Raw genomic sequence first — 17,564 nt, 5'->3', positions numbered from 1 at the left:
TTACCTTGCAGGATCTGGCGATTTTCGACAAGTGGTGCGGGGGATAAAACCACACGAATGTATAGCGATGCGATTTATCGCGCATGTCTGAAGCAACGGTGTCGCCGACAGACACGCGAAAAATCGCGACGCTACCCAGAGCGTGCTTAATTTTGCTGCCAACCACCGCCTAGCGCGGCGATCAGCTCAACGCTGCTTACCCACTGCGTGCTCTGCAATGACAGCAAGCTTTGCTGCTCGCTCAGGCTGCTGTTTTCGGTGGTCGCCACATCAAGGTAATCGATCATCCCGGCATCGTACTGGTTACGCGTCACGCGCGCCGACTCCTGCGCGGCGCTGGCGGCCAACTGCTGCGAGCCGATTTCACCCTGCAAGGTATTCAGCTGCACCAGATAATCTTCCACTTCACCCATCGCCGTCAGCACCGACTGGCGATAATCGGCTACGCTGGCGTCATAGGCGGCGCGTGCCTGTTCCACTTTGGCCGAGGTAGCACCGAAGTCCAGCAGCGTACCGCTCAGCTCCGGCCCTAATGACCAGACGCGATTCGGCAGCGAGAACAGGCTGTTGATGGCCGATGAACTCACACCGCCGCTGGCGCTAAGGGTTAAATCTGGATAGTAACCGGCAATCGCCACACCCACCGCCGCGTTGGCTGAAGCGACGTTACGCTCGGCGTAGGCGATATCCGGACGACGCTGCAATAGCGCAGAAGGCAAACTGTTGGGAATCGCGGGCAGCGTCGCGTCCAGCTTAGCGACCGGCAGCGAGAAGTCAGCCGGTGCACGGCCCAGCAACAGCGCAATGGCGTGTTCCGCTTGCGCACGCTGCCACTGGTAATCCTGCGCCGAGGCGCGCGCGCTCTCCAGCTGCATCTGCGCCTGTGCCAGCGTGGCGCGTGATTCACTGCCCGCTGAATACTTGTTCTGAATTACCGTCTGATAACGCTGATAAGCATCGATGCTGCGCTGATACAGGGCAATTTTCTCGTCGATGATGCGCAGCTGGAAGTAATCCTGCGCCAGCTCCGACTGGGCACTCAGGGTGATATTCGCCAATTCGGCTTTGCTGGCCTGCGCGCTGGCTTTGTTCTCTTCCAGCGTACGGCGCAACTTGCCCCACAAATCCAACTCCCAGCTGGCGCTGAGATCGGCGGCATGCGCATTGCTGACACTGCGCTGGCCGGTGGTGCTGGCGCGACTGCCGCTGCGCGTGCTGCTGGCGTCGTAGCTCACCGATGGGAACAGTGCCGCGCGTGATTGCGAAGTCAGCGCCTGTGCTTCACGGTACTGCGCCGCATAGCTCGCCACGTTCTGGTTGGAGATGCTCACCTGACGCAACAGGCTATCCAGCGTGGCATCGTGATACACCGACCACCAGTCGCCTTTGTTCTGCTCATCCTGCGGCGTGGCCTGCTGCCAGCCTTTGGCTTCTTTAAAGTGGGTCGGCATCGCCATGGTGGGACGCTGATAATCCGGCCCCACCGCGCAGCCTGCCAGCAACAGTGCCATCACCATCGGGGTAAATTTCAGAATATTTTTCATTAATCAGGATTCCACATGACGCATCCGCTGCCACTGACGTTTGGTGGCGCGGCTTAAGCTATCGAGCCAGAGATAAACCACCGGCGTAGTAAACAGAGTGAGCAACTGGCTGAGTGCCAGACCGCCAGCAATTGCCAGCCCCAACGGACTGCGTAAATCGGCATCGCCGCCGCTGCCCAATGCCAGCGGCAAAGCACCAAAGAAGGCCGCCAGCGTGGTCATCATGATCGGACGGAAGCGCATGATACAGGCTTGTGTGATCGCCTGTTTCGGCGACATGCCCTGCGTGCGCTCGGCGTGGATCGCAAAGTCGATCATCATGATGGCGTTCTTCTTCACGATGCCGATCAGCAAAATAATGCCAATCAACGCGATGACGGTGAGCTGCGTATTGGTCAGAAGCAACAGCAGCAGCGCACCGACTCCCGCCGATGGCAGCGTAGACAGAATAGTGATCGGATGGATGTAACTCTCATACAGCACGCCCAGCACGATATACACCGCCGCCAGTGCGGCAATAATCAGCCACGGCATGGTGGCGGTCAGCTGCGCAAAGGCGGCCGCCGTGCCAGCAAAACCGGCCTGAATGGTAGACGGCAAGCCGAGCTGCGCCATTGCTTGCTTAATAAGCGCCTGTGCCTGCTCCAGCGACACGCCATCATTCAGGTTAAACGCAACCGTGCTGGTGGCTGACTGGCCCTGATGCGCCACCGACAGCGGTGCGTTGCCGCCCTTGAAGCTGGCGAAGGCGGCCAGCGGCACACGATCGCCGCTGTCGTTGATCACATACAGCTCTTGCAGAATCTCCGGATCGCGGGTGTAACTGCCCTGCAGCGACATCACCACATGATACTGATTCAGCGTGTGATAGAGCGTGGCGACCTGGCGCTGGCTAAAGGCGTTGTTGAGCATGGTATCCAGCATCTGCACGTTGACGCCCAGCCGTTGCGCGCGATCGCGATCGATATTGATCACCACTTCCTGCCCACCAGTTTGCGAATCAGAGTCCACGCTGTTGAGCTGTGGGATCGCCGCCAGCGCGGCCTGCACTTTCGGTGTCCACTCGCGCAGCACATCCAGATCGTCGGCCTGCAGGCTGTATTGATAAGTGGCGTTAGCGCTACGCCCACCGATGTGCAGATCCTGCGCCGCCATCAGGAACATCTGCGCCCCAGCGATATGGCTGGTCTTCAGGCTGAGACGGTTAGCGACTTCTGTAGCCGTGGCATCACGATCGCTGAAATCTTTCAGGCGCACAAAGAAGTTCGCGCTGTTACGTGAGCCAAACATGCCGCTGCCCATCGACGACATCACGCTGTCCACCGCCGGATCCGACTGGATGATCTTGGTGAACTCCAGCATCTTCGGCTTCATCGCCTGGAACGAGATGTTTTGATCGGCACGCAGTGCGCCCATCAGCAGACCGGTATCCTGATTAGGGAAGAAGCCTTTCTGCACCACCGAGAACAGGAACAGATTCAGCAGCACCGTCAGCACCAGGCTGAACATGGTGATTTTCTGATGCGCCATCACCCACGTCAGACCACGGGAATAGGCTGCCAGCAAGCCATTCAGCTGGTTTTCGATAAACTGATACAGCGGATGCGGGCGCTTGCTGACTTTCGGTTTTGGCTTCAGCAGCCGCGCGCACAGCATCGGTGTCAGGCTCAGCGAGACAAACATCGAGATCAGCAGCGAGACGGTGAGCGTCACGGCAAATTCGCGGAACAGACGTCCGACAATACTGCCCATCAGCAGGATCGGGATAAACACCGCGATCAACGACATGGTCATCGACAGCACGGTGAAACTCACTTCGTGTGCGCCTTTCAGCGCCGCACGCAGCGGGCTCAGGCCCTCTTCGATGTGCCGCGTGATGTTTTCCAGCACCACGATGGCGTCATCGACGACAAATCCGGTGGCGATGATCAGTGCCATCAGCGACAGGTTATCGAGGCTGTAGCCCAGCAGATACATCACCGCACAGGTGCCAATCAACGATACTGGCAGCGCCAGCGCCGGGATCACCACCGCCTGCACGTTGCGCAGGAACACAAATACCACCGCGATCACCAACAGCATGGCGATCAGCAGCGTCTCTTCAGTGTCGTAAAGGGATTCACGCACCGTCGGCGAACGGTCCACCACCACTTTCAGCTGGGTATCCGCGGGCAGATCTTTTTCCAGCGCCGGCAGCTGCGCTTTGATGGCATCAATGGTATCGAGCATATTGGCACCGGCCTGGCGCTTAATGCCCACCATCACCGACGGCTGCGAATTGAGGAAACCGGCTTGATACTGATCTTCCACCGAATCGTACACGGTGGCGACATCGTGCAGGCGCACCGCTTTGCCGTCTTTATAAGTGACGATCAGATCCTGATATTGCGCCGCTTTATCTAACTGGCCGTTGCTGTCCACCACCCACGACTGGCTGCTGCCCTGCAGAATGCCTTTGGGTTTGTTGGTGGTGCTGTTGGCGATGGCTTCACGTACCGTATCCAGCGAGGTACCGTACTGCGTCAGCTTGAGCGGTTGCAGGTCAATGCGCACGGCTGGCAAGGCACTGCCCATCAGCGATACTTCACCGACGCCTTTCACCTGCCCCATCGCCTGCTCGATTTTGCTTTCAGCGAGGTCGTAGAGTTCACCCGGTGTGCGCGTGGCGGAGGTGAGTGCCAGCATCACAATCGGTGCATCGGACGGGTTGGCTTTGCGATAGGTCGGCAGTGATTCCATCGCGCTCGGCAGCAGACTGCGTGCGGCGTTGATCGCCGCCTGCACATCACGCGCCGCACCGTTGATATCGCGGTCGAGATCAAACTGCAAAATGACACTGGTGGAGCCCTGCGAACTGGTCGAAGTCATTTCGGTGACGCCGGCGATCTGCCCGAGTGAGCGCTCCAGCGGCGTCGCCACCGTGGCCGCCATGGTTTCCGGGCTGGCACCGGCTAGGCTGGCGCTGACCATGATGGTCGGGAAATCCACCTGCGGCAGCGGGGCCACCGGCAACAGCCGATAACCCAGCAAACCGAGTAGCATGATCGACAACGTTAACAGCAACGTGGTAACCGGACGGAAGATAAATAGCCTGGTTAAGTTCATTACTCGCTCCGCGCCTGCTGCTGTTTACGCTGCATATAGCGCTTGCCGCGCTGCGCAATGCCATCAAACCACAGGTAGATGACTGGCGTGGAGAACAGCGTCAGCACCTGGCTGACAATCAAGCCGCCGACAATCACCAGACCCAGCGGTTGACGCAGTTCGGCACCGGATCCCGATGCCAGCATCAGCGGCAGCGCACCCAGCAGCGCCGCCATGGTGGTCATCAGAATCGGACGGAAGCGCAGCAGACAGGCCTGATGTATCGCATCACGCGCGCTCATGCCCTGCTTGTTTTCAGCTTCCAGCGCGAAGTCGATCATCATAATCGCGTTCTTTTTCACGATACCGATCAGCAGGATCACCCCGATCAACGCAATCAAACTGAACTCGCTGCCCGCCAGTAACAGCGTCAACAGCGCGCCAACTGCCGCCGATGGCAGCGTCGAGAGAATGGTTACCGGATGAATAAAGCTCTCATACAGAATGCCCAACACCACATACATGGTGACCAGCGCCGCCAGAATCAGCCACAGCGTGTTGCTGGTGGCACTCTGGAACGCCGAGGTTTCCCCCTGATAGCGCAGCGTGATGCTGGACGGCAGATTGAGCTGTTGCGTCACTTCGGCAATCGCCTTTTGCCCATCCTCCAGCGAGTAACCGCTGTTGAGGTTGAATGACACCATCACCGCCGGGAACTGATTCAGACGCATATGCATCAGCGAACCGGTGCGCTGGTGAATGGTGGCAATCGAGGTCAACTTCACCATGCCCGTGGTGGTGGTGTCGCTGTCTGAACTGGTGGTTGAACTGCTGCTGCTCGAACTGCTGCTGGTACTGCTTGAAGTGCTGGAGCTGCTGCTGGTCACCGGCAGATAAACATCATCAAACGACGCCGGGGATTGCTGATACTGCGGCGCGACTTCCAGCACCACGCGATACTGGTTGGCCTGGGTAAAGATGGTGGAAACCAGACGCTGGCCGAAGCTGTTATACAGCGCGGTATCGACATCCGATGCCGTTAAGCCATAGCGCGCGGCTTTGTCGCGGTTCAGCTCGACATAGGCAACACGGCCCTGATCCTGCAAGTTGCTCACCACGCCGTTAAATTCCGGGCGCTGCTGCAAGGCCGCCACCATTTTCGGCGTCCAGCTCACCAGGTTTTCACTGTCGGCATCATCCAGCGTGAACTGATACTGGCTCGGCGTGACCTGATCGTTAACCGTTAAATCCTGCGCCGGTTGCAGATAAAGCTGAATGCCCGCAACCTGCGCGGCCGCCTGCTGCAACTGCTTGATCACCACATCCGCTTTGTCATCGCGCTCATCAAACGACTTGAGGTTGATTTGGATGCGGCCGCTATTGAGGCTGGTGTTGCTGCCGTCGATACCGATAGTGGAAGAGAGGCTGTCCACCGACGGGTTCTGCAAAATCACCTTTGCCAGCGCCTGCTGACGCTTCGACATCTCGCTAAATGACACATCTTGCGACGCCACGGTAATGCCCTGAATCAGGCCGGTGTCCTGCGTCGGGAAGAAACCTTTCGGGATGGCGATATACAGCAGTGCCGTCAGGGCGAAGGTCGCCAGCGCTACCAGCAGCGTCAGCTTCTGATGGTTCAGCACCACCGTCAGCAAGCGGTCATAGCCACGCACCAGCTTATCGAATATTTGCCCGCCCTTACGCGAGAAGCGCGACTGTTTCTCTTCCGGGATATGCTGCAGTAGGTAGGCGCACAGCATGGGCGTCAACGTCAGTGACACCACCATCGACACCAGAATCGATACTGCCAGCGTGATGGCAAATTCGCGGAACAGGCGTCCGACCACATCGCCCATAAACAGCAGCGGGATCAGCACCGCAATCAGCGAGAAAGTCAGCGAGATAATGGTGAAGCCGATTTGCTGCGAGCCTTTCAGCGCCGCCTGCATCGGCGTTTCGCCCTCTTCCAAACGACGCGAAATGTTCTCCACCACCACAATCGCATCATCGATGACGAAGCCGGTGGCGATGGTCAGCGCCATCAGCGACAGATTGTTGAGACTGAAATCGGCCAGATACATCACGCCGAAGGTGCCAATCAGCGACAGCGGCACCGCCACGCTCGGAATCAGCGTCGCCGCCACATTGCGCAGGAACAGGAAGGTGACCATCACCACCAGCGCCACCGACAGCATCAGCTCAAACTGCACGTCGCTGATGGAAGCACGGATGGTTTGAGTACGATCCGACAAGATGCTCATCTTCACGCCATCGGGCAACGCAGCCTGCAGGGTGGGCAGCTGCGCTTTGATACTGTCCACCACCTGAATCACGTTGGCACCGGGCTGGCGCTGTACGCTGATCACAATCGCCGGGCTGTTATTGGCCCACGCCGACTGGAAGCTGTTCTCCGGGCCCTGTTCAATGTGTGCGATGTCTTTCAGGCGCAGTGCAGCACCGTTCTGATAGGTGATAATCAGATTGCCGTACTCATCCGCGGTACGCAGCTGATCGTTGGCGTCGATGGTCACCGAATGGTATTTGCCGTCGAAGCCACCTTTTGAACCATTGACGTTGCTGTTACTGATTAACGTATTGACGTCTTCCAGCGACAGCTTGTGTGCGGCCAGCGCTTTCGGGTCCATCTGCACGCGGATCGCTGGCTGATGACCGCCCGCCAGCGTCACCATACCGACGCCGTTAATCTGCGACAGCTTCAGCGCCACGCGGGTGTTCACCAGATCCTGCACCTGCGTCAGTGGCAGGTTATCCGAGCTGGCCGCCAGCGTAATCACCGCGGTGTCCGCCGGGTTGACCTTTTTGTAGGTCGGCGGATTGGGCAGATCGCTCGGCAGCAGGTTGTTGGCAGCGTTGATTGCCGCCTGCACTTCCTGCTCGGCGACATCCAGCGACAGATCGAGGCTGAACTTCAGCGTGATGATCGACGAGCCACCAGAGCTGGTCGAGGTCATCTGGCTTAAACCGGCCATCTGCCCCAGCTGGCGCTCCAGCGGTGAGGTGACGGACGAGGCCATCACATCCGGGCTGGCACCGGGGATACAGCGTGGTGACCTGAATGGTCGGATAATCCACCTGCGGCAACGCCGAGGTGGAAAGGAATTTATAAGCGAAGATCCCGGAAATCAGTACGCCCACCATCAGCAAGATGGTGGCGACGGGACGCTGGATAAACAGTCGAGACGGATTCATTTTTTGGCCGCTGTGGCAGTTTTGCTGTCATCGGCCAAAGAGACTTTACTGCCGTTGGTCAGACGATCGATACCTTCGGTGACCAGACGCTCGCCCGGCTCGACGCCTTTAAGGATTGACTGCTGATCTTCGCCAAACGCCGGACCGGTGGTCACGGCTTTGCGCGTCACGGTGTTATCCTGATTGATGACAAACACAAAGCTGCCGTCGCTACTCAGTTGCAGCGCCTGCGCCGGGATCACCGTGGCATTATTCAGGATGTTGGTTTGCAGACGCAGGTTCACAAACTGATTAGCAAACAGCGACTCATCTTCATTCGGGAAAGTGGCTTTCAGTTCGATGGTGCCGGTGGTGGAATCAATCTGGTTACTGATGAACTGCACGTTGCCCTGCGCCAGTTGGGTGCTGTTGTCCTGATCAAAGGCCACTGCAGGTAAGCTCTGCCCGTTGTGCAACGCTTTGGTGAGCTGTGCGATGTTGCTCTGCGGCACGCTAAAGGTCACGGCGGCAGGCTGCATCTGCGTCACCACCACAATGCCGGTGGTATCGGTGGTTTGCACCATGTTGCCCGGATCGACCAGACGCAGGCCAACACGGCCGCTGACCGGTGAGGTGATGCGCGCAAACTCAATATCCAGCTTCGCGCTGGCGATCTGTGCCTGATCGGCAGCGACCGCCCCTTTGTACTGTCCAACCGTGGCGGTTTGTGTATCGAGATCCTGGCGTGACAGCGAGTCCTGCGCCGCCAGCTTTTGTAGCGGTTCAACGTCAGTTCGGCGCTTTTCAGCAAGGCCTGATTCTGATTGAGGTCGCCCTGATACTGCGCCAGCGTCGCCTGATAGCTGCGCGGATCGATCTGCGCCAGCAGCTGTCCGGCCTCGACTTTTTGCCCTTCGGTAAAGAACACTTTTTCCAGTTGACCCGCTACGCGGCTGGTGACGGTGACGCTGGCATTGGGGATCACCGTACCCAGCGCATTGAGATACACCGGGACGTTGGCCGTTGAAGCTACGCCACTGTGCACCAGCGTGGCACTACCGCCCATCATTGCCATGCCCGGTGGGCCACCTGCGCCACCGCGATGACCGCCCTTTCCGCCTCCCGGCGGCATGCCGCCCGGCGCACCACCGTGTCCGCCCACCACGCGCCAAATCACGCCAGCCACAATCAGCACAACAAGTAAAATGAGTAGCCATTTCAGCCAGTGGAAACGCGATCTGCGAGGGGAATTAATTGTCATCGGACTCTTCAGATAAACAGGAAAAAGGAAAATCCCCTGCCATGACAGGGGATTATTTCAAAGGAAATCATCACTGCTTGTATTATCAGCTGAAGTGCCATGGAATTTCCATGGAGAAACCGTAAGGGTAACGTTAAGGCTCTTAAGCCTTCCAGCCGCCTCCCAGCGCTTTGTACAAGGTGATTTTCTGGCTCAGCTGGCCCAGATGCGCACTGATCAGTGACTGCTGCGAACTGTAAAGCGATCGCTGGGCCACTAATACATTGAGATAATTGTCTACGCCTTGCTTAAACCGCATTTCGGAATAGTCGTAATCGCGCTGGTTAGCACCGACCTCCTGTTGCAACGCAGCAAGCTGATCCTGCCAGGTATCCTGACCGGCCAAAGAATCATTGACCTCTTTGAATGCGGTCTGAATCGCTTTCTCATAGTTAGCAATTTCAATGCGTTTCTCAATGTGCGCGATGTTGAGATTAGCCTCGTTTTTGCCGCCGTCAAAGATTGGCAGGTTAATCGACGGAACGAAGGACCAGGCGCCCGTGCCGCCGCCCAGCAAACTACCGAGTGAACTACTGGTCGATCCGCCGGAAGCCGTCAAGGTGATGCTCGGGAAGAAGGCTGCCCGCGCTGCGCCAATATTGGCATTCGCCGCTTCCAGCGTGTGCTCCGCCGCCATGATATCCGGGCGACGCGTCAGCAGATCGGACGGCAAGCCCGCTGGCGTGGCCGGGAACTGCCAGTTGGCATCCAGCGTGGCGTGTGACAACAAGGTGGCGGGCAGATCGGTGCCGACCAGCAGGCGCAGCGCATCCACATCCTGACGTACCTGGCGCGTATAGCTCGCCACATCGGCCTGCGCAGCACGCACGGTGCTTTCCGCTTGTGCCAGATCCTGATCGCTGCTGGCACCGCCGTTATAACTGAGCTGCGTCAGACGGTAAGATTCCTGCTGACTTTTCGCGGTGTTTTGCGCCAGATGCAGCAGATCGTTATCCGAGCTTAACGTCAGCCAGGCAGTTGCCACCTCCGAAATCAGCGAGATGCGCGTGGCGCGTTCGGTTGCCGCCGTGGACAGGTAGGTTTCCTGCGCCTCATCACGCAGGCTCTGTAAACGGCCAAAGAAGTCCAGCTCCCACGAGGTGACGCCCAATCCGGCGTTAAGCTCGTGATAGGTCTCTGCACCGGTGGTTTTGGTGTTGTAGAGATTAGCCGGCACATGCGCGGAAGTCTGGCTGGCGCTGGCGTTGATCGACGGCATCAACGCAGCACGCTGCACGGTGACGCTCTGCTGCGCTTCTTCCACATTCAGTGCCGCGACCCGCAGGTCACGGTTGTTGCTGAGCGACAACTGAATGAGGTTACGCATCGTGGCGTCAGTAAAGAAGTTCTGCCACGGCAGATCGGCCACGTTGCCCACCGCCGTGGGCTGATCGTACTTCGCGTCCACCGGCATCGCGGGGCGCTGATAATGGGGAGCCAGCGTACAACCCGCCAGCACCATGGCCAGCGGCAGCAGCGCCATACGGAAAGTTTTAGTGTTCATGAGTTGTCACCTCTGCGGATGCTTTTTTCTTACGGGCGAAGAGCTGCGACACCACCACGTAGAACATCGGTACAAAGAAAATGGCGAGGAAGGTGGCGGTAATCATCCCGCCCGCGACCGCCGTACCAATCGAGTGCTGGCTACCGGCACCGGCACCGTTCGAAATGGTGAGGGGCAGCACGCCGAGGATAAACGCCATCGAGGTCATGATAATCGGGCGGATACGCAGCCTGGCCGCTTCCACCGCCGCCTCAACCAGCGTTTTGCCTTCCCGTTCGTGCAGCTCTTTGGCGAACTCGACGATCAGGATGGCGTTTTTCGCCGCCAGCCCGACCGTGGTGAGTAAGCCCACCTGGAAGAACACATCGTTCTGCAAGCCACGCAGCAGTACCGCACTGATGGTGCCGAGGATGCCGAGCGGCACCACCATGATCACCGAGAACGGAATTGACCAGCTCTCATACAGCGCCGCCAGACACAGGAACACCACCAGAATCGAGATCAGATACAGCTGAGTGGTCTGATTACCGGAAGCCTGTTCCTCATACGAAATGCCGTACCACTGCACGCGGAAGCCTTTAGGCAACTGCTTCGCCAGCTGTTCCACCGCTTTCATCGCTTCACCGGTACTCTGCCCTGCCGCAGGCGATCCAAGGATCTCTTCAGAGGTCAGGCCGTTAAAGCGTTCAAAGTGTGGTGAGCCATATACCCACTTGCCGGAGGCAAAGGCGGAGAAAGGCACCATGGTGCCGCTGGTGTTGCGGAAGTACCATTTATCGAGGTCAGACGGCGTGACGCGCGAGTCGGCTTTCCCCATCAGGTACACCTCTTTCACACGCCCGTTATACATAAACTGATCGATATAGCTGGAACCCCACGCCACTGACAGCGTGTTATTGATGTCGGTCATGCTCAGACCCAGCGCGCTGGCCTTCTCGTCATTGATCTCCAGCTGATACTGCGGCTCATCTTCCAGCCCGTTCATACGCACCTGCGCCAGATGCGGATCTTTGTTGGCCAAATCGATCAGCTGATGTGTGGCATCCATCATCTGCTGATGGGTATGCGCGCCGGTATCCTGCAGATAGAGATCGAAGCCAGTGGCGTTACCCAACTCCATCACCGCCGGTGGCACCATGGCGAAGATTTTGGCGTTTTGATAATTGGCAAAGTGCGCCATCACCCGATTCGCCAGATCCTGCACGCTCTGTCCGCTGTGGGTACGATCGCCCCAGTCCTTCAGGCGCACAAAGGCCATGGCGTTACTCTGGCCGCGACCGGCGAAGTTAAAGCCCGCCACGCCAAAGGTGGTGGTGATCACCGAGGCTTCGTTTTTCTGCAGATAGGCATTCAGGTCATTGATCACCTGCTGCGTACGCTGTGAAGACGAGTTCACCGGCAGCGTCATCTGCACCATCATCAGGCCCTGATCTTCTGCGGGCAGGAAGGTGGTCGGGACACGCGTGAACAAAAAGCCCGTCACGCCGACGATCACCAGGTAGATCACCAGGAACAGGCCGCGACGGGAAATCACTTTGCTGACGCCGCGCGTGTAATGCATTGCGCCGCTATCAAACTTACGGTTAAACCAACCGGCAAAACCGGTGGTCTTGTGCTCCGCCGCGTCCGGCTTGAGTAAGGTGGCGCAGAGTGCAGGGGTAAAGATCAGCGCCATGATCACCGACAGCGCCATCGCCGAAACGATGGTGATGGAGAACTGACGGTAAATTACCCCGGTGGAACCCGAGAAGAACGCCATCGGTAACAGCACCGCCGACAGCACCAGCGCGATACCAAACAGCGCGCCCTGAATCTGCTGCATCGATTTTATGGTGGCAGTTTTCGGATCGAGGTGCTCTTCATGCATCACACGCTCGACGTTCTCCACCACCACGATGGCGTCATCCACCAATAGTCCTATCGCCAGCACCATACCGAACATCGTCAGGGTGTTAATGCTGTAACCGAAGGCCGACAGAATGCCAAAAGTGCCAAGCAGCACCACCGGCACCACCAGCGTGGTGATCAGCGTGGCGCGCAGGTTTGCAGGAAGATCAGCATTACGAAGAACACCAGCACCACCGCTTCGATCAGCGTTTTCACCACTTCCTCAATCGAGGCGCTGACCACCGGTGATGTGTCATACGGATACTGAATTTCAACGTTATCCGGCAGTGAGTCTTTCAGATCGGCAATGGTCTGGCGCACCGCTTTGGCGGTATCCAGTTCATTGGCCCCGGTCGCCAGACGCAGCGCGATACCCGCCGCCGGTTTGCCGTTCAGGGTGGCATCAATGCCGTAGGTTTGTGGCCCGAGCGCGACGCTGGCCACGTCTTTCAGGCGAATCTGCGAGCCATCGCTGTTCACTTTCAACAGCACATTTTCAAACTGCTGCACGGTGGTGAAACGGGTTTTGCCCAGCACCGTGGCCTGGGTTTTCGCGCCCTGAATGGTCGGTAAACCGCCAAGTGAACCGGATGACACCTGCACGTTCTGGTTATCAATCGCGGTGGTCACATCGCTTGGCATCAGGTTGTACTTGTAGAGCCTGGCGGGATCGAGCCAGATGCGCATGGCATATTCCGAGCCCAGCACCATAAAGTCACCGACGCCCGGCGTACGCGAGATCGGGTCTTCCAGCTTCGACACCAGCATATCGGCGAGGTCGCCGTTGGTCAGTTTGCCGTCTTTAGAGATCAGCCCGATCACCATCATGAAGTTCTTCTGGTACTTACGGATGCGGATCCCTTGCTGGGTCACGTCGGTCGGCAGCTGTGATTCAGCCAGCGAGACGCGGTCCTGCACCTGCACCTGCGCGATGTCAGGGTTGATGCCCTGGTTGAAGGTGGCGATGATCTGCGCACTGCCGTCCGAGGCGCTGCTGGATTCCAGATAGCGCAGGCCGTCCAGCCCGTTCAGCTGCTGCTCAATGACCTGTACCACGGTGTTCTGGGTGGTTTCGGCACTGGCACCCGGATAGGTTACCGAGATCGATACCGCGGGTGGCGAGATGTTGGGATACTGATTGACCGGTAAACTGATGGCCGCAATCGCCCCCACCAGCATCACGATAATCGCAATCACCCATGCAAAGATGGGACGTTCAATAAAAAACTTCGACATGCCGCCCCCTATTGCGCCGCAGCGTCGGTCATCGACAGACTGACCGCACTGGCGGATGGCGTGTCATTGGTGCTGGCGGCGGTGGTGGTGACTTTCGCCCCATTGCGCACGCTTTGCAGATTGTTCACCACCACGTTTTCACCTTCACTCAGCCCGGCGTTCACCAGCCATTCGCCTTTGATCATCTCGCCGGTATGAATGCTGCGCTGCTCAATGGTGTTGTCGCTTTTCACCACGTAGACATACGGCTGACCTTTGGTGTCATGCATGATCGACTCCTGCGGCACCAGAATCCCCTGCTGCTGAATGCCTGCGGGAAGCTGGCGTGCACGTACATGCCCGGCAGCAGTTCGTTATGCGGATTCGGGAACACCGCACGCAGCACCACGGTGCCGGTGGCGGTATCGACGTTCACTTCTGAGAACGCCAGTTTGCCCTGCTGGCCATATTGGCTGTTGTCTTCCAGTGACAGGCCCACCGCCGCGGTGTTGTCATCAACTTTGGCAATCTTGCCGTCGGCTAATGCGCGACGCAGACGCAGCAGATCGGTGGAGGATTCACTGACATCCACGTAGATCGGATCGAGCTGAGTAATGGTGGCGAGATAATCGGTTTGACCGTTGGTCACCAGCGCGCCTGCGGTATAAATCGAGCGGCTGATATGGCCGGAAATCGGCGCTTTCACCAGCGTGTAATCCAGATTGACCTTGGCAGTTTCCACATCGGCCTGCGCTTCACGTTCTGCGGCTACGGCATCGTCGTAGGTTTGCTGGCTGATGGCATGAGCGGAGGCCAGCGGCTGATAGCGTTTCGCCACCATCGCATCGTTCTGCCAGGTGGCCATGGCTTTGTCGTAGGCCGATTTGTAGGTCGCCGGATCGATCTGATACAGCGGCTGGCCAGCTTTGACTTCTCCGCCTTCGGTAAACAGGATTTTCTGGATCACGCCGCTGACCTGCGGTCGCACCTGCGCGGTACGAACAGCAGTGGTACGTCCGGGCAATTGGGTCACTAACGTAACAGGCTCAGATTTTAGGGCGATCACACCCACCTGGGGTGTTGTGGTTGCAGCGGGCTTTGCTCCGCCCTGGTCACAGGCTGCCAGTAAAAACACCACGCTGGCAGAAAGAAGTTTCAGGCGCATAATTTTTCTCTGGATGGAAGGAGGGATAGTCACGGAAGTGATGACGGACAAAAAAGCATTGTAGGGAGGGAGTGACGCGGCGGTTGTTAAGGTTGCGTAAAATATATTTTCCAAAGGAAAATGGTAAACCTTTCGTGCCATAAATGGCTGTGAAATTTAGCTTTTTGCGGGTTTTATGGGGTGGTGCGCATCAATGCGCACTCAACGAAAACCCAGGGCTTCCATTGATAGCGACCTGGCCGAGGGTCAACCTTTCGGCTCAATTCCCCTGCGGCGCAGTTCGCGTCGCGCCAGATCTTTTAGCCAGCACGACAGCGTAATATTTTCATCCTCGGTGACTTCGCGCAGCTGCTCGTGCAGCTCGGGATGAATCCGCAACTGAAACGCTGAGGAGCGGCCCTCGCCTTTTGGCGTGCGGTCTTTGGTTTTTGGCATCTGGAACGGGCCTCAACGAATGGCAATAAAAACGCCCCGAAGCCGTGCTACCAACACGGCCGGGGGGCTGGCGAACCGAAATGGAATGCGGCATCGCGGTGCGTTACATACAGGTTACACGGCAAGATATTTTTATGTTGGCGGGGAAATGTTAAGACTCAGACAAGAGGTGTGAGCGAGTTCGCTCAACGCCCCATTTCTGGTCATAACCTAAAAAAAACCCACGCATCAGCGTGGGTCAGGATCAATTGGCCAGCACAACCTGATTGATTACGATTTATCAGGCGTTGGCTTCACGTAAATCGCGTCGGGTGCCACATTCATGTGTTTCAACACCGGCCCCATGATGTTGCCGAAGATAGGCGCAGCCACCGAACCACCGAAGTGATCTCCGGCCGTAGGATGGTTGACCATCACCACCAGTGCCACTTCAGGGTGACTGGCTGGCGCGATCCCAGCGGTGTAGTTAACGTAACCGCCATCGTATTTACCGCTAGTGCCCATCTTCTCAGCCGTACCGGTTTTGGTTGCCAGACGATAGCCCGGCACCGCCGCTTTCAGCCCCGTTCCGCCCGGCAGCACATCACTTTCCAGCATATGCACCACGGTCTGCACAATCTGCGGATCGGCAACCTGTTTACCCAGCACTGGCGGCGTAACTTTGGTGATCGACAGCGGACGATAGACGCCAAATGAACCCAGGGTGGCATACTCACGCGCGATTTGCAGCGGCGTGACGCGCAGGCCATAACCAAATGAGAAGGTCGCTCGTTCGATATCCGCCCAACGCTCACGGTGCAGCGGGAAATACCCCACGCTCTCACCGGTCAGGCCCAATCCTGTGGGTTTACCCAAGCCAAACGCCTGATAGGTGTTGACCAGGGCTTCGGCCGGCATCGCCAGCGCAATGTGTGATACGCCGATGTCGCTGGATTTCTGCAAAATGCCGGTCATGGTCAGGCGCGGCCAGTGGCCGACGTCACGAATTAAATGGCCGTTAACGCGATAAGGAGAGGTATCGATCACCGAATCGGCACGCACTAAGTGGCGTTCCAATCCTTCCATCACCACCAGCGGTTTCACCGTTGAGCCGGGTTCATAGCTGTCATTGATCGCCGTGTTGCGCATCTGCGCTGGCGTGGCGTTATCGAAATTATTCGGGTTGAACGACGGGTAAGAGGCCATCGCCAGAATCTCGCCGGTATCGATTTTGATCAGCACCGCCGCACCGGAGTCGGCTTTATTCAGTATCACCCCGTCACGCAGCTTGCTGTAGAGCGTAAACTGGTCAAATTTGTCGATGCTGAGCTGCACCGTCGGGGGCTGTTTCGGCGGCTCGTAATCCAGCATGGCAACGATGTTGCCCTCTTTATCCTGGCGATACACCTCTTTACCCGGTTCACCTTGCAGCACGTGATCAAAGCCTTTTTCCAGACCGTTCAGCCCGTTGCTGTCCGCACCGACAATACCGATCAGCGGCGCGGCGGCTTCACTCATTGGATAGAAACGGCTGTCGTTGTAGACCGAACTCACCCCTTTCAGGTGCAGCGATGCGATATCCTTCGCAATGCCCAGTTCAATCTTGCGGCCAAGGTAGAGGAAGCGTTTTTTCGGGTTGGCGGTGATCTGCGCACGCAAATCTTCCGGCCGCAAATTGAGCGCGGAGGCCAGATATGTCCATTTGGCACTGGTGAAATCGGGGTTGGCTTCCAGCACGCGCATCGGGTCAGCGATGATATCGCGCGCGGGCACGCTGAGCGCCAGCGCCTGACCATCACGATCCAGCAAGGTGCCGCGGTTAGTCGGCAGCGTCACGGTGCGCAGCGAACGCTGATCGGCTTCGTGTTCGAGCATCGGATGCTTGATCAGTTGCAGGTCGCCAACGAAGATCAGCAACAGCACCATGCAAGTCAGCACGCCCAGACAAATCAGGCGAAAACGAAACGGGTTAAACGGGGCTTTAATCTGGTCTTTTCCCAGAAATTTTTTAATCGGGGGCATAGCAGTCCGCTGCGGTAAAAAGGAAATCCAAGCTTATTATCTGCAGTTATAAAGAAAGGCGCGGCATGATGACAGGAAAACTGTGTTTCAGTTCGTTAGCGGGATCGACAGGCAAAAAAACCTGCGCATCTGCGCAGGTCGGTGTAATCAAGAAAACTTTTTGATGTTCACCCATCAATACCTCTGGGACCCTGACTTTAGCAAGGTGGCACGACGGTTCACCATCTCTCAAACGCAACA

Annotated in this window: 6 protein-coding genes and 4 pseudogenes; all 10 read right to left on the bottom strand. The window is 57.6% G+C overall.

The genetic code is table 11. The annotated features are described in order from the left end of the window. Window positions 1-146: 146 nt before the first annotated feature. The 10 genes and pseudogenes from HA45_RS01930 to HA45_RS28605 all read right to left on the bottom strand — a co-directional run bounded on the left by HA45_RS01930 (window position 147) and on the right by HA45_RS28605 (window position 17,499). Window positions 147-1,544 (bottom strand): efflux transporter outer membrane subunit, encoded by a 1,398-nt coding sequence (locus HA45_RS01930; RefSeq protein ID WP_100703578.1) that lies wholly within the window; start codon window positions 1,542-1,544, stop codon window positions 147-149. A gap of 3 nt (window positions 1,545-1,547) precedes the next feature. Further along, on the bottom strand, window positions 1,548-4,649 hold the full coding sequence (locus HA45_RS01925) for an efflux RND transporter permease subunit (protein WP_100703577.1): 3,102 nt from the start codon (window positions 4,647-4,649) through the stop codon (window positions 1,548-1,550). After that, window positions 4,649-7,838, bottom strand: a pseudogene (locus HA45_RS01920) (efflux RND transporter permease subunit). The gene HA45_RS01925 and the pseudogene HA45_RS01920 overlap by 1 nt, the downstream one beginning before the upstream one ends. After that, window positions 7,835-9,078 (bottom strand): annotated as a pseudogene (locus HA45_RS01915) (MdtA/MuxA family multidrug efflux RND transporter periplasmic adaptor subunit). The pseudogenes HA45_RS01920 and HA45_RS01915 overlap by 4 nt, the downstream one beginning before the upstream one ends. Before the next feature lie 142 nt (window positions 9,079-9,220). Continuing rightward, complete coding sequence (locus tag HA45_RS01910) at window positions 9,221-10,621, bottom strand: efflux transporter outer membrane subunit (protein WP_100703574.1); 1,401 nt, start codon at window positions 10,619-10,621, stop codon at window positions 9,221-9,223. Further along, a pseudogene (locus tag HA45_RS01905) lies at window positions 10,611-13,744 on the bottom strand (efflux RND transporter permease subunit). The gene HA45_RS01910 and the pseudogene HA45_RS01905 overlap by 11 nt, the downstream one beginning before the upstream one ends. Window positions 13,745-13,752: 8 nt before the next feature. Further along, window positions 13,753-14,888: pseudogene (locus HA45_RS01900) on the bottom strand (efflux RND transporter periplasmic adaptor subunit). Window positions 14,889-15,134: 246 nt separating this feature from the next. Continuing rightward, window positions 15,135-15,323: a toxin-antitoxin system HicB family antitoxin gene (locus HA45_RS01895; protein WP_100703571.1), complete on the bottom strand. Its 189-nt coding sequence runs from the start codon at window positions 15,321-15,323 to the stop codon at window positions 15,135-15,137. A 270-nt stretch (window positions 15,324-15,593) separates the two neighbouring features. Then, window positions 15,594-17,324 carry a penicillin-binding transpeptidase domain-containing protein gene (locus HA45_RS01890; RefSeq protein ID WP_100703570.1) on the bottom strand — a complete coding sequence of 577 codons (1,731 nt, stop codon included), beginning with the start codon at window positions 17,322-17,324 and terminating at the stop codon, window positions 15,594-15,596. A 46-nt stretch (window positions 17,325-17,370) separates the two neighbouring features. Next, window positions 17,371-17,499, bottom strand: coding sequence for a hypothetical protein (locus HA45_RS28605; RefSeq protein ID WP_280174493.1), 129 nt, complete (start codon window positions 17,497-17,499; stop codon window positions 17,371-17,373). Between the last annotated feature and the right edge of the window lie 65 nt (window positions 17,500-17,564).

The sequence above is a fragment of the Pantoea rodasii genome (assembly GCF_002095465.1).
GTDB lineage: Bacteria > Pseudomonadota > Gammaproteobacteria > Enterobacterales > Enterobacteriaceae > Pantoea > Pantoea rodasii.
The sequence above is the reverse complement of the archived record's forward strand: the minus strand, read 5'-3'. Positions and strand labels throughout refer to the sequence as shown.